The following is a 13,864-nucleotide window of genomic DNA, read 5'->3' as shown; positions in this document are numbered from 1 at the left end:
AAAAAATAGCTCCCACTGGGGAGGGGGAGCTATTTTTATGTTGACTGTAAAAAATTAGCCTTTGTAGTTGTGAACGTGCGCAACTAAGTCTAATACTTTGTGAGAATAACCGGTTTCGTTGTCATACCAAGAAACAAGTTTCACGAAGGTGTCGGTTAATGCGATACCTGCAGCGGCGTCAAACACAGAAGTGAGTGAGCAACCATTGAAGTCAGTAGAAACTACAGCATCTTCAGTATAGCCTAAAACGCCTTTCATTTCGTTCTCTGAAGCACGTTTTAATTCTGCACAGATTTCAGCGTAAGTTGCCGGTTTTTCAAGGTTAACAGTTAAGTCAACAACAGATACGTTTGGTGTAGGAACACGGAATGCCATACCGGTTAATTTGCCGTTTAATGCAGGGATAACTTTACCTACGGCTTTTGCTGCACCGGTAGAAGATGGGATGATATTTTGGGAAGCACCACGACCACCGCGCCAGTCTTTTGCAGATGGACCATCAACGGTTTTTTGTGTTGCTGTGGTTGCGTGAACAGTGGTCATTAAACCATCTTTGATACCGAATTTATCGTTGATCACTTTGGCTAATGGCGCTAAACAGTTCGTTGTACAAGACGCGTTAGACACGATGTCTTGGCCTTTATACGCATCAAAGTTTACACCACGTACAAACATTGGTGTGCTGTCTTTAGATGGACCGGTTAAAACTACTTTTTTCGCACCGGCAGTGATGTGTTTACGAGCAGTCTCATCGGTTAAGAATAAACCGGTAGCTTCAACAGCAACATCAACACCGATAGCGCCCCAGTTAAGATTTGCAGGATCACGTTCAGATGTCACACGGATAGTTTTGCCGTTGACCACAAGATTGCCGTCTTTCACTTCAACAGTGCCATCAAAGCGACCGTGAGTTGAATCATATTTTAACATGTAAGCCATGTATTCAACGTCGATTAAGTCGTTGATACCCACCACTTCAATGTCATCACGATGTTGTGCTGCACGGAACACGATGCGGCCGATACGACCGAAACCATTGATACCAATTTTAATAGCCATAAGTTTTCACCTTATATTTTTAAGTTAAACAAAAAGGTTAAATAGGCATGGAGGTTTGTTTTCTCTCTACCAATTTTGAGGGGGATTATAACATACTTTCTTGAATTTGAGAATGCGCCTCTCAAAAACACACAAGACTGCCGTCTCAAAAATTTTGTTAAAAACGACCGCACTTTTGCTGATTTTTTATTGGGTTAGAGGCATAATAAGCTAAATTATCGATGAGAGAATAATATGTTACAAGGCAATTTATACATTATTTCTGCACCGAGTGGTGCCGGCAAATCTTCATTAATTAGCGCATTATTGAAACGTGTCAACAGCCATAAAATGATGGTTTCCGTATCACATACTACTCGACTCCCCCGCCCGGGTGAGCAAGAAGGCGTGCATTATTATTTTGTTTCACATAATGAGTTCGAAAATTTAATCGAACAAAACGCATTCTTAGAATATGCCAAAGTGTTTGGGGGCAATTATTACGGCACCTCTTTGTTTGCCATTGAAGAAAATTTAGCGAAAGGCATTGATGTGTTTCTCGATATTGATTGGCAAGGGGCACAACAAATCCGTGAAAAAGTTCCTCACGTTAAAAGCATTTTTATTTTGCCGCCCTCATTAAGCGAACTCGAAAAACGCTTAATCGGACGTGGACAAGACTCTGCCGAAGTCATTGCCGGCCGCATGGAAAAAGCCATGAGCGAAATCTCTCATTATGACGAATATGACTATGTCATTGTAAACGATGATTTCGAACAAGCACTTGTTGATTTACAAGCTATTTTGCGCGCAGAGCGTTTAACAACACGTCATCAACAACAAGAAAACAAAGGCTTAATTGAACAATTACTGGCAAACTAAAGGCAATTTTAGTATCATATTGCCCCTTTAGATTCATTAGACTTAGCAAACTGGAGTAATTTATGGCTCGTGTCACCGTGCAAGATGCAGTAGAAAAAATTGGTAACCGTTTTGATTTGATTTTAACTGCGGCTCGTCGTGCAAGACAATTGCAGTTACATACCCGCGAACCCTTGGTGCCGGAAGATAACGATAAGCCGACAGTTATCGCCTTGCGTGAAATTGAAAAAGGTCTCATTAACAATGAAATTTTAGACGCGCAGGAACGCCAAGATCATTTGGCACATGAACGTGTTGAAGTGAGCGCTGTGTCTTTGTTATCTGAATAAAGTGCGGTTAATATTTACAACGTTTTTCATCGGTTGGGTGTGTTTTGTATCTATTCGAAGGGTTAAATCATATTATTCAGGAATACTTACCGCCTGAACAAATTGAATTAGTTAAACGTGCATTTGTGATTGCTCGCGATGCGCACGAAGGACAGTCTCGCTCAAGCGGCGAACCTTATATCACCCACCCTGTTGCTGTCGCCTCTATTATTGCCGAAATGCGTTTGGATCATGAGGCGGTTATGGCAGCTTTATTACATGATGTCATTGAAGATACGCCTTATACCGAAGAACAGTTGAAAGAGGAATTCGGCGCCAGTGTGGCGGAAATTGTCGAAGGTGTGTCAAAGCTCGACAAACTCAAATTCAGAACGCGTCAAGAAGCGGAAGTGGCAAACTTCCGCAAAATGATCCTGGCAATGACTAAGGATATTCGCGTTGTTCTTATTAAACTTGCCGACCGTACCCATAATATGCGCACACTTAGCGCATTACGTCCTGATAAACGTCGTCGTATCGCCAAAGAAACCCTTGAAATTTACGCTCCGCTTGCTCATCGTTTAGGCATTGAACATATTAAAAATGAACTGGAAGATCTTGGCTTTGAAGCCATGCATCCGCAACGTTATGCCGTGCTGCAAAAGGTTGTGCAAATCGCACGCGGCAATCGTAAAGATATGATTGAGCGTATTTCTGCCGAAATTAAAGGTCGATTAGACGATGTGGGCATTCAAGCGCGCGTATTTGGACGTGAGAAACATCTCTATGCCATCTACCAAAAAATGCGCTTAAAAGATCAGCAGTTTCATTCCATTATGGATATTTATGCATTCCGCACCGTTGTAGAGAACGTGGATACCTGCTATCGCGTATTGGGGCAAATGCATAGTCTTTATAAACCGCGTCCGGGTCGGGTAAAAGACTACATTGCCGTGCCAAAAGCCAATGGCTATCAGTCTTTACATACATCGATGATCGGTCCACATGGCGTACCCGTGGAAGTGCAAATTCGTACCGAAGAAATGGACCAAATGGCTGAAATGGGTGTGGCAGCACATTGGGCATATAAACAAGGCGGAAGAAATGACAGTACGCCAGCGCAAATTCGCGCACAACGTTGGCTGCAAAGTTTGGTGGAACTGCAACAAAGTGCGGGGAACTCGTTTGAATTTATTGAAAGTGTAAAATCCGAATTCTTCCCAAAAGAAATTTATGTTTTCACCCCGAAAGGGCGGATTGTTGAATTGCCGAAAGGTGCAACACCGGTCGATTTTGCCTACGCAGTACATACGGATATAGGCAAAAACTGTGTGGCCGCAAATGTGGATCGCAAGCCGTATCCATTATCCCAACCTTTAGAGTCCGGACAGACCATTGATATTTTAACCTCACCAAATGCACGTCCAAATGTGGCTTGGTTAAATTTTGTCGTTACCGCTAAAGCCCGTTCCAGTATCCGCCATGCCTTAAAAGATTTACGCCGTGATGAAGCAATTGAGTCGGGCAAGCGTCAATTGGCACACGCCTTAAGTCCGTTAAAACTGGAAGAACTTAATCCAGAATTTATTCAACAGGTATTAGCGGATCTCAAACTCACCAGCCTGAACGATGTCTTTATGGAAATCGGTTTGGGCAATCAAATGAGTACGGTGATTGCCCATCGTTTGTTGGGAGAATCGATCGAAATTGATACGGATGGTAATCCGGATAATAATGCGACGCCATTAGAAATTACTGCCAATGGTGGTTTATTGACTACTTTTGCGCAGTGTTGCCATCCGGTCCCGGGTGATCCGATTATTGCTTACGCGAGTCCGGGGAAAGGCTTGGTGATTCATCATGAAGCTTGCTCAAATCTCAAAGATCGTAAAGACAATCCTAAACATTATATGCCTGTGGATTGGGAGAAAAGTGATACTCAAATTGAATTTGAGACGGAACTACGTATTGAGATGATCAATCAACAAGGCACTTTACCGCATTTGATGTCCACGATCTCCTCCATGGACAGCAATATTCAAAGCATTTGGACAGAAGAGCAAGAGGGGCGTTTATATCAAATCATCGTCTTATTAACGGTAAAAGATAATAAACATTTGGCAAATATTATCCGTAAAATCAAGCAAATGCCTGAACTGATTCACATTGAACGTAATATCAACCAATAATGCATGCCCAATTATTAGATGCCATTCCACTCACCGCCATCTCCGGTGTCGGCGCTGCAATTGCAGAAAAATTAGGTAAGTTGGGCATTTTCAATCTGCAAGATCTTCTCTTTCATCTCCCTCTACGTTATGAAGATCGTCCCCGAATTACGCCTATTGTTGATCTTCGTCCCGAGCAATATGCTACCATCGAGGGCGTAGTTCAGAGCGCAGAAGTGCAATTTGGGCGTCGCCCCATGCTGATAGTTTACCTCTCCGATGGTACATCCAAGTTAGCATTACGTTTTTTCAATTTTAATGCCGGCATGAAAAATAGCTTACAGCCAGGTGCTCGCGTGAAAGCCTTTGGCGAAGTACGCCGTGGGCGTTTTATGGCGGAGATTCATCATCCGGAATATCAAATTATTCATGACAATAAACCCCTCGTTTTGGCGGAAACGCTGACGCCCATTTATCCGGCTACAGAAGGATTAAAACAAACGTCGTTGCGTAAATTAATTACGCAAGCGTTGTTGGTCTTAGAGAAAACGCCTTTGGCTGAGTTGTTGCCTGCTGAGTTTAATCCGCATCCTTTTGATTTGAAATCAGCAATTCAGTTTTTACATAATCCGCCGCCGGATGTTTCTTTGGCGATATTGGAAGAAGGTAAACACCCTGCACAACAGCGTCTAATTTTTGAAGAATTGCTGGCATACAATCTCGCGATGCAAAAAATGCGGTCAGGAATTCAGGAGAATTTTGCGGAACCCTTGTGTGCACAATCAGATTTAAAACAACGCTTTTTAGCACAATTACCTTTCACACCGACCCATGCGCAATTACGTGTTACCCAAGAGATTGAACAGGATTTACAACAAAATTATCCGATGATGCGCTTGGTACAAGGTGATGTGGGCTCCGGTAAAACCTTGGTGGCAGCACTGGCGGCGTTGACGGCAATCGATAATGGCAAACAAGTGGCGTTAATGGCACCAACGGAGATTTTGGCGGAACAGCATGCCACAAATTTTCGCCGTTGGTTTGAGCCGCTTGGTATTCAAGTCGGTTGGTTGGCAGGAAAAGTCAAAGGGAAGCAACGTATTGCCGAGTTGGAAAAAATAAAAAACGGTACGGTTCAAATGGTGGTGGGGACGCACGCCCTATTCCAAGATGAGGTTGCATTTCATAATCTGAGTTTAGTGATTGTGGATGAGCAACACCGTTTTGGTGTACACCAACGTTTAATGTTGCGTGAAAAAGGCAATCAAGCAGGTGTTTATCCTCACCAACTTATTATGACCGCCACGCCGATTCCACGCACATTGGCTATGACTGTATATGCCGATTTGGACACCTCAATTATTGACGAACTGCCGCCGGGGCGTACACCGATTACGACCATTGCCATTTCTGAAGAGCGTCGTGCGGAAATTATCGAGCGAGTCAATGTGGCCTGCTCGCAGGAAAAGCGGCAGGCTTATTGGGTTTGTACCCTGATTGATGAATCGGAAGTGCTGGAAGCTCAGGCCGCGGAGGCAGTAGCAGAAGATCTTCATAAAATCTTACCGCACTTGCGTATTGGCTTAGTCCATGGGCGGATGAAACCCAGTGAAAAACAAGCTGTCATGGAGCAATTCAAGCTTGCCGAGCTAGATTTGTTAGTTGCCACCACAGTGATTGAAGTAGGCGTGGATGTGCCAAATGCCAGTTTAATGATCATTGAAAATGCTGAGCGTTTAGGACTCTCCCAGCTTCATCAGCTTCGCGGTCGTGTTGGGCGAGGAAGTACAGCCTCTTTTTGTGTCTTGATGTATAAACCGCCACTTGGCAAAATTTCGCAGAAACGCCTGCAAGTCATGCGTGATACACAAGATGGTTTTGTGATTTCGGAAAAAGATTTAGAAATTCGTGGCCCGGGCGAAGTGCTTGGTACGAAACAAACCGGCATAACCGAATTCAAAGTAGCAAACCTCATGCGCGATCGTAAAATGCTCCCAACTGTCCAATTTTATGCTAAACAATTGGTACTCAAATATCCGCAAACAGCAGAATTGCTCATTCGCCGATGGCTTAATAATCGAGAGATTTACGGTAATGTTTAATGCTGAGATGATAGACATATTTTGAAACAACGTATTAAGAGACAAAAGCTGATTTAACAGGTGAATTATGACAGTGTTATCCAAACCTAGAATCCTCTTTTTTGATTCCGGCGTCGGAGGGTTAAGCGTGTACCAAGAAGTCCAAAAACGACTCCCGGATTGTCATTATCTCTATTGTTTTGATAATGCATTTTTCCCCTATTCTGAAAAATCGGAAGCACTCATTATTGAGCGTGTGAATAAAATTTGCACGCACCTTGATCGCTTATATGCCTTAGATCTCATTGTTATTGCTTGTAATACGGCCAGTACCATCGTATTACCCTCATTACGCCAACATTTCTCTATTCCCATTGTTGGCACAGTTCCTGCCATTAAGCCAGCAGCAGAATACTCTTCGACAAAGCATATTGGTTTATTAGCCACAAAAGGAACTGTTAAACGAGAATATATCGATCATTTAATTGAAAAATATGCACAATCTTGTCGAGTTGAAAAAATCGGCAGCACCAAACTTGTCGAACTGGCAGAGCGTAAATTGCGTGGTTATCCTGTTGATTTAAATGACATAAGAACGGAGTTAAGCGAATGGATAATGATGCCCGATTTAGATGCAATTGTGCTGGGTTGTACACATTTTCCGCTCATAAAATCGGAAATTCAGCAATGCTTACCACAAGTGAGCCATTTCATTGATTCAGGGGAAGCAATCGCTAAACGAATAGCCTTTTTACTAAATGAAGTCAAAGTGCGGTCAAAAAATCATATGATTTCTCAAGTGTTTTATACAAAGCCATTTATTATTGAAGACGACTTATCAGAATGTCTTCATGCGCTTGGCTTTGAACAATTTAGCTTAATCCATATAAACAGTTAAAATTTCGACCGCACTTTTGATTGTGTTATGCCATCACATTATTGAGAGTCAGGTAAAATTTTAGTGGGTGTGACAATTTCACTTGGATAACATCCTAAAATTTTCAACTGGTGGCTAACTTGTTTTAATTCTTCCAATGCAGCCTGCGTGTCAGGATGATGAATATTCGCCTCAATTTCCAAATAAAACATTTCCTGCCATGGTTTCCCATAAATCGGACGGGAAGCTAATTTTGTCATGTTGATATTGTGTTTTTTAAACACCCACAACGCCTCCACCAAAGCACCGGCCTGCTGCCCCGTACTCATTAACAAGAGTGTTTTTGTATGAATTTGTGGCGAAACATTATGCGATTCTTTCGCGATAACAATAAAGCGAGTGATATTGTTTTCTTGGTTGGCAATACTGCGTTTCAGCACAGTCAAACCGTACAACTTTCCCCCCTCTTCGCTGCCCAAGGCGGCAATATTGGGTTTGTTCAATCCGGCAACCAACTGCATAGCATGAGAACTGCTTTCACAATATTCAATATGTACGCGATCTAAACCATGGATAAATTGACTACATTGCTGAATCACCTGAGGATGGCTATATAGGGTATCAATTTGACTTAACTCATGCTGCCCATTGACTAAAACGCAGTGCTGAATAGGATAAGCCAATTCCCCCACCAAAGACAAATCAGTGTGTTGCAACAGATCATAAACTTCGTTAATCGTGCCGGATGTGGTATTTTCCAATGGAAGAACACCATAATCTGCTTCACCGTTTTGTACTTTAGCAAAAACCTGATCAAAACTGGCACAACTTATTTCCACCAATTCTTCTTGGTATCGAGTGGCATAATTTCGTGCCGCCAAATGAGAATAAGATCCTCGCTTGCCGAGAAAGGCAATGTGAATATTCTCCTCGCGTTGTGAATTCAACTTTTTCTGTAAATAAACTTGTTGCGTCAGCACCGAATCTTCAATAATTTTTTGGAAAATTGCAGTAATGTATTGTGGCTCAAGTTGATAATTTTCATTTTCAGAAAATTGCACTAACTCTTGTAACAGCTGTTCTTCACGTACCACATCACGTAATGGCTTCTGTGTCATTTCTTTACTACGCGCCACATCAAACGCAAGACGATGACGCTCAGAAAGCAACTTTAATAAACTGCGGTCAATTTGGGTAATCTGCTGTCGAATTTCACTTAAATCCAATGACATAACTTTTCCTTTATTTGAATACTAGTGCGTTTTTCAGCTCAAATTTTTTTGGTATCGACGGGGAATTATCAGAAATTTCCTTAACGAATCGGCATCAATAAAGCATTTGCCGGTGCTAAGTTACCATAAAGAAACTGCACCATACTAGGATAATATGCCTAATCTTGGTGCAGTATATAAGACAAGTGGTTTATCAAGCCGGGATTATACTCTAACAACTATTTCGCCCGAGCCGGTGCAAATGTTGAAGAACGTAGAAAACCGTTAGAAACCGTTCCCTTCTGCGCAATCATGCTCTGAAAAAAGCTATTCACTTCTACGCATAATGTAACTTGATAAAGAGGGATCTTCCGTAAATTATTCGTTTCTGAACGAGGAGAAAGATTCTCCAATGTATTCAATGGTTTATATGGCTCACAAGCGGACGAATTACTCACTTTATCATATTGCTTTGAATCGGGAGAGAAACGTTCCAAAGTCACTTTTACTTTGTTCGCATTTCGATCACCAAACAACATCAAGTTCGCCAACTGAATATATTGGTTCAAATCACCATCACTGCTACCAACAACGCTAAAACCGCCGGCAGCACCTTTTGTACCATCCGTTAATGCTGCGTTACCGTTGTCACTATACAATTGAACCCGTTCACGTAATATACTCACTAAAGATAGAGAAGTATTATCTAACTTTGCTTGGGTCGAACGCTGAACGACTAAATCGGCTAGGAACGCAAAAACAATAACTAAAATCATCAGCGTAAGCGCAAATTCAATCGTCACTGAGCCTTTTTTACTTTGTCTAAAAAAACTCACTCGATTTAAAAAATTATTATTCATACTGTCTACCATAATTTTGTCGCAAACAAACCTAGCCAACTCTCTGGATGATTAAGGCGTAACAGGAAATTGAGAACGTTGCCATTCCTGCACCATAACAAATTCTCTGGTTAAAACATGTTGAACTAAAGAATTCGGGACAAAGGGCACCGGAACCAAAAACTTATACTTATACACGACCGTATAATAAGCTAATGTCGAACCTTTCCCATCTGTATCATATTGTGTTGCTCCACTCGATGATGGAATTTTTTTGAAGTCTTTATTTAGCAACGCATTGATACAAGATTTCCCTTGAGAACAATTAACATATTTGACATCAACATCATAACCGTTATTTTTATCTAACTGAAGGAAATTTCCTAATGTTGACTTCTCTTGTGCGTTAAGTTGCTTCTGAAGATTATTTTTAAAGACATTCAGATAACTGCCTTTACCATCATATTCATTCTTTGAAATTCTGACGCTTTCAGTCACTGCTAAATCCCAATAGCTTGTTGTAATAGCAATCCGACAGAACTCTAGAATCAAACATACGGCAAGGAAATAAAAAGCAATTGTTAACACGAACTCAACAGGGGCTGCACCTCTATTACCTAATACAAACTTCTTTAGTTTCATATCAACGTTCCTGAAAATTATTTTGCAATATAATCTGAAATGCGTTCTGTTTTTCTAAGTGCATCAATTAATGAATCTGGTGAGGTATTCAAATTTTCTTTCAGGATAATATCTTTCGCATAATCAAGTTCATTGTTCTTCACTAAAGCAAAAACTAAATTATGAACCAAACGTTGCTCTCTAATACCATTCAAATATTGCGGCAATAATAAAGAAATCGCATTACGATAATCACCATTAATAATGCTTAACATTGCTAAGTTATTAATTGCAATAACATCATTCAGAAAATACTCGCGAGCTTTATCAAAATTCTCTCTTGCACTATTTAAATCATTTAAATGCGCATAAGTCACGCCACGTAAGTTATAAACTTCACCATTCGTTGGAGAGGATGATAACACCGCATTTTCAACATCTAATGCTTCTCTATATCGTTTTAGCATATTGAGATTCTTAGCCTGCAAAATCTTTGCCTTTTCAGCCAAAGAACCGCCGGAACTTAAGATAGGCTGCAAATATAGTAAAGATGAACTACTATCTCCTTTCTTGTAGTAAGCTTCAGATAACTTATAACGTGTTAATAAATCATCTTCATTTTTTAGAATACTACGATACATTGAAATCAACGCATCATAATTTCGCGTATTTTGATACAAGGTTTCTTTAGTTGTAATGCTTTCATCATCTGCATAAACTCCAGCATCATCGGTGGAGCCACCTTCAAACATAGATGAACAAGCACTGATAGACAATAAAACACTACAAAATAAGGTTTTTTTGATAAGTTTAAAAGACATGTGGAAATACCCTCAATACGCCAGGAGCCAAAATTAATATAATAATCGGGAACATGATAAAAAGAATCAACGGAACGCTCATTTTAGCAGAAAGAGTCCCTAGTTTTTCTTCTATCGTTAATAACTGTAACTCTCGAATATCACTAGAAAGCTGGATGAGCTGATCATAGATAGACGAACCAAAATTTAAACTTTGTTGCATTACTGTACAAAACATTCTGATTTCAGTAGTCGGTAATGAAATTGCCAAATCTTGTAGAGCCTGCGACATACCTGTCAGCTCAGATTTTCGAATGACTCTCAACATAACATAAGATAAATCCGGATTTAGCTTTTTAAAATCTGTTGCAACCTGTTTTAATGCCGCTTCAATACTCACCCCTGTTTGCACATTAACTGCAACAAGATCAATAAAACTGGTTAAATCATTCATTATTTTTTTAGTTTTGGATTTTAAGACAAAACCGGTAAGAAATCCAGGAACAATAATAATACCAATAAAAATCAAAACACAGCCAATAACTAGAGAAAAACCATCTGTATCTCTACCAAAAAATAAATAATAAACAAAAAACACCAAGACCATAAGAGCTAATTTTAGCTTAATATTCTTATCAATTATTCCCAAAACCTTTAACAAGGGATTATTATTAATTAATAATAATTCAAGTTCGATTTGCTGTTTTGTCTTATTTTTATTCGCTGCATCAGACTCGTTAGCTTCAGAGAATCTACCGGCCAAAATATCTTCATTACGACGAAGGTTCTTACCACCCGAAATTGATATAAACAGTAGAACAAGAGAAAACGCAATAACTAATAGGTAAATTAGAAGTAATTTTACTGTCATGTTGACTTCCTCATTAATCCCCAAATAATCAACATACCAAACGCAACACTACCAAACACATAATATAATATATATCGCCCTGTAGGATCGGTGGTGATAAACTCAAAATTCTCCGGCATCACAAACTTCATGAAAATAAAGAACCCAATAGGAAAACAAGCCACAATCATTGCTGACATTCTTGCTTCCGATGTCATTGCTTTTTTCTTTTTTTCCATCTTAGTACTATCTGCAATAACGCGTCCTAATCTTGATATAACCTCTTTTATCTGTCCCCCTTTACTCAGATTGGTCCGGATAATCGTAATAAAAAAGTAAAATTCTTTATATGGATAACGTGTATAACTCTCATCAAAAACAGCGATTGGATCCTCACCGATAGCCAAACGTCTATGAATATTTCTAAACTCAGTACCTAACTGCCCTGTCAATTCTTGTCCACAACGTTCCAGTCCTTGTAATAATCCAGCACCGGAAGAAGAAGCTGCTACCAAAATCTGAATAACCTCTGGGAATACATTATTAAATACTTTTCTATTACGTCGTTGGCCTAACTTCCATATAAACATAATAAAAGCAAAAACAAAAATAATACTAAAGGTTAGTCTATCAATATGAATATAACTCACATTAATTGCAAAAAAAGCCAAGAATGATAAAACACTAATCACACTATTTCGTAAAATATTTTTCCGATTTCCACCTGAAAAATAGAATACCCACAGCGACAACTTAGATTTAACATTTTGAGCAAACGTTTCTAACTTGTTCTCTGTACCATTATATTCATTAATTTTTTTCTTAGTCACAAACCAACTGGTTAATACATAAATGACTAACAATCCACCGAAGGCTAAAAGAATATAATAAAGTAAAGACATTAGTTCACTTCTCCAAAAATACTTTGCAATTCATTGCTAAGATTAAACACCTGTGCATTTTGGAAAACAACAGAGCGACTTAATAATCCATGATTAATAAACTCACCCATAATTTTCCCATTCGCATCACGGTATCTACTTGCCTTATAACTAAAAATATCCTGTAGAACAACCTGTCCATTTTCCATTCCCATCACCTCTGTGATGTTCATAATTTTTCTTGAACCATCATTGAGTCGGGAAGCTTGCACAATAATATTTACCGCAGATGAAATATTTCTCCGAATAGCCTCTAAAGGTAATGCCGCACTCGACATCATTACCATACTTTCTAGACGTGATATAGCGTCTCTCGGGCTATTTGCATGCAGAGTAGACATTGAGCCATCATGACCGGTATTCATTGCTTGCAACATTTGGAACGCCTCTCCACCACGACATTCCCCTACAATGATACGTTCAGGTCGCATACGCAAAGCATTAATCACCAAATCCTGCATACTCACCTCACCGGTATGTTCCACCCCGGCTAAACGTGTTTCTAGACGTACAACATGAGGTTGCTCTAAACGTAACTCTGCCGTATCCTCAAGGGTAATAACCCGCTCAGTATGAGAAATATAGTTAGATAACGCATTTAATAACGTTGTTTTACCTGAACCCGTCCCCCCCGATACAATAATATTGACACGAGATCTTGCCACAATAATTAAAAAGTTCGCCATATCACGGGTCATGGAACCAAAGTTTACCAATTCCTGTAAACTCTTTTTATTTTTACTAAATTTACGAATAGAAATAGATGTACCATCTAATGCAATAGGTGCAATAACGACATTTAAACGGCTGCCGTCCGGTAAGCGAGAGTCTACCAGTGGACTACTATCATCAATACGACGACCTACCCGAGCAACCAGACGTTTTGCAATATCTGTCAACTGCTCATTATTGATAAACGTTTTATCCGTTTTTTCAAGAATACCTGCACGTTCCACCCAAATATCATTAGGACCGTTAACTAAAATATCATTTATCGTGTCATCTGACATTAATTCTCGTAGTGGCCCATAGCCACCAATTTCATCCGCCACCATTTCTGCCATGGTAAGTGCATCAGCTGATGAAATATACACGGAACTTTTATTAGCGACCCGGTTAACAATTTGAATTAACTCATTTACTAATAAATTTCTGTCAGTTTGAAGCTGATCAATCTTTTCAATATCAAGATTACTTAAAACTTCACTTCTAAAAAATATCTTTTGCTCTTTAGTTAACATTTTTGAC

The 13,864-nt window shown here is 39.8% G+C and carries 13 protein-coding genes; 5 read left to right on the top strand and 8 right to left on the bottom strand.

Annotation, left to right across the window (positions count from 1 at the left end; translation table 11 throughout):
* Nucleotides 1-54: 54 nt before the first annotated feature.
* Nucleotides 55-1,059: a type I glyceraldehyde-3-phosphate dehydrogenase gene (gene gap / locus AC30SF_RS02655; protein WP_021615630.1), complete on the bottom strand. Its 1,005-nt coding sequence runs from the start codon at nt 1,057-1,059 to the stop codon at nt 55-57.
* Between the two features lie 234 nt (nt 1,060-1,293).
* On the opposite strand from gap, the gene gmk reads away from it, so the two are divergent.
* The 5 genes from gmk (at nt 1,294) to murI (ending at nt 7,375) form a co-directional block, all read left to right on the top strand.
* The gene (gene gmk, locus AC30SF_RS02650) at nt 1,294-1,920 is read left to right on the top strand and encodes a guanylate kinase (protein WP_209363028.1); all 627 of its coding nucleotides are present in this window, start codon (nt 1,294-1,296) and stop codon (nt 1,918-1,920) included.
* A gap of 62 nt (nt 1,921-1,982) precedes the next feature.
* Nucleotides 1,983-2,249, top strand: coding sequence for a DNA-directed RNA polymerase subunit omega (gene rpoZ, locus AC30SF_RS02645; protein WP_021615632.1), 267 nt, complete (start codon nt 1,983-1,985; stop codon nt 2,247-2,249).
* 44 nt (nt 2,250-2,293) lie between these two features.
* Nucleotides 2,294-4,417, top strand: coding sequence for a bifunctional GTP diphosphokinase/guanosine-3',5'-bis pyrophosphate 3'-pyrophosphohydrolase (gene spoT, locus AC30SF_RS02640; protein ID WP_021615633.1), 2,124 nt, complete (start codon nt 2,294-2,296; stop codon nt 4,415-4,417).
* Nucleotides 4,417-6,498, top strand: coding sequence for an ATP-dependent DNA helicase RecG (gene recG / locus AC30SF_RS02635; RefSeq protein ID WP_489607478.1), 2,082 nt, complete (start codon nt 4,417-4,419; stop codon nt 6,496-6,498). The genes spoT and recG overlap by 1 nt, the downstream gene beginning before the upstream one ends.
* A gap of 67 nt (nt 6,499-6,565) precedes the next feature.
* On the top strand, nt 6,566-7,375 hold the full coding sequence (gene murI / locus AC30SF_RS02630) for a glutamate racemase (RefSeq protein WP_489607477.1): 810 nt from the start codon (nt 6,566-6,568) through the stop codon (nt 7,373-7,375).
* 38 nt (nt 7,376-7,413) lie between these two features.
* On the opposite strand, the gene AC30SF_RS02625 is transcribed toward murI, so the two are convergent.
* From AC30SF_RS02625 to AC30SF_RS02595, 7 genes are all read right to left on the bottom strand, one after another.
* The gene (locus tag AC30SF_RS02625; RefSeq protein WP_489607476.1) at nt 7,414-8,586 is read right to left on the bottom strand and encodes a chorismate mutase; all 1,173 of its coding nucleotides are present in this window, start codon (nt 8,584-8,586) and stop codon (nt 7,414-7,416) included.
* Nucleotides 8,587-8,804: 218 nt separating this feature from the next.
* Complete coding sequence (gene tadF, locus AC30SF_RS02620) at nt 8,805-9,425, bottom strand: tight adherence pilus pseudopilin TadF (RefSeq protein ID WP_489607475.1); 621 nt, start codon at nt 9,423-9,425, stop codon at nt 8,805-8,807.
* A 51-nt stretch (nt 9,426-9,476) separates the two neighbouring features.
* The gene (locus tag AC30SF_RS02615) at nt 9,477-10,046 is read right to left on the bottom strand and encodes a TadE family protein (protein WP_295975756.1); all 570 of its coding nucleotides are present in this window, start codon (nt 10,044-10,046) and stop codon (nt 9,477-9,479) included.
* Nucleotides 10,047-10,063: 17 nt separating this feature from the next.
* The gene (locus tag AC30SF_RS02610; protein WP_033002441.1) at nt 10,064-10,846 is read right to left on the bottom strand and encodes a tetratricopeptide repeat protein; all 783 of its coding nucleotides are present in this window, start codon (nt 10,844-10,846) and stop codon (nt 10,064-10,066) included.
* Nucleotides 10,836-11,696 (bottom strand): type II secretion system F family protein, encoded by an 861-nt coding sequence (locus tag AC30SF_RS02605; RefSeq protein ID WP_489607474.1) that lies wholly within the window; start codon nt 11,694-11,696, stop codon nt 10,836-10,838. Before AC30SF_RS02605 ends, AC30SF_RS02610 begins: the two co-directional genes overlap by 11 nt.
* Nucleotides 11,693-12,577 (bottom strand): type II secretion system F family protein, encoded by an 885-nt coding sequence (locus tag AC30SF_RS02600; RefSeq protein ID WP_489607473.1) that lies wholly within the window; start codon nt 12,575-12,577, stop codon nt 11,693-11,695. The genes AC30SF_RS02605 and AC30SF_RS02600 overlap by 4 nt, the downstream gene beginning before the upstream one ends.
* Nucleotides 12,577-13,857 carry a TadA family conjugal transfer-associated ATPase gene (locus tag AC30SF_RS02595; protein ID WP_489607472.1) on the bottom strand — a complete coding sequence of 427 codons (1,281 nt, stop codon included), beginning with the start codon at nt 13,855-13,857 and terminating at the stop codon, nt 12,577-12,579. The genes AC30SF_RS02600 and AC30SF_RS02595 overlap by 1 nt, the downstream gene beginning before the upstream one ends.
* Nucleotides 13,858-13,864 lie beyond the last annotated feature (7 nt).

The sequence above is a fragment of the Aggregatibacter valvarum genome, assembly GCF_980468985.1.
Note: the sequence above shows the minus strand (reverse complement) of the source record. Positions and strands in the feature narration are given on the sequence as shown.

Coding starts and splice junctions, on each gene's coding strand:
- gap (WP_021615630.1), bottom strand. CDS start 1,059: ATGGCTATTAAAATTGGTATCAATGGTTTCGGTCGTATCGGCCGCATC.
- gmk (WP_209363028.1), top strand. CDS start 1,294: ATGTTACAAGGCAATTTATACATTATTTCTGCACCGAGTGGTGCCGGC.
- rpoZ (WP_021615632.1), top strand. CDS start 1,983: ATGGCTCGTGTCACCGTGCAAGATGCAGTAGAAAAAATTGGTAACCGT.
- recG (WP_489607478.1), top strand. CDS start 4,417: ATGCATGCCCAATTATTAGATGCCATTCCACTCACCGCCATCTCCGGT.
- murI (WP_489607477.1), top strand. CDS start 6,566: ATGACAGTGTTATCCAAACCTAGAATCCTCTTTTTTGATTCCGGCGTC.
- AC30SF_RS02625 (WP_489607476.1), bottom strand. CDS start 8,586: ATGTCATTGGATTTAAGTGAAATTCGACAGCAGATTACCCAAATTGAC.
- tadF (WP_489607475.1), bottom strand. CDS start 9,425: ATGAATAATAATTTTTTAAATCGAGTGAGTTTTTTTAGACAAAGTAAA.
- AC30SF_RS02615 (WP_295975756.1), bottom strand. CDS start 10,046: ATGAAACTAAAGAAGTTTGTATTAGGTAATAGAGGTGCAGCCCCTGTT.
- AC30SF_RS02610 (WP_033002441.1), bottom strand. CDS start 10,846: ATGTCTTTTAAACTTATCAAAAAAACCTTATTTTGTAGTGTTTTATTG.
- AC30SF_RS02605 (WP_489607474.1), bottom strand. CDS start 11,696: ATGACAGTAAAATTACTTCTAATTTACCTATTAGTTATTGCGTTTTCT.
- AC30SF_RS02600 (WP_489607473.1), bottom strand. CDS start 12,577: ATGTCTTTACTTTATTATATTCTTTTAGCCTTCGGTGGATTGTTAGTC.
- AC30SF_RS02595 (WP_489607472.1), bottom strand. CDS start 13,857: ATGTTAACTAAAGAGCAAAAGATATTTTTTAGAAGTGAAGTTTTAAGT.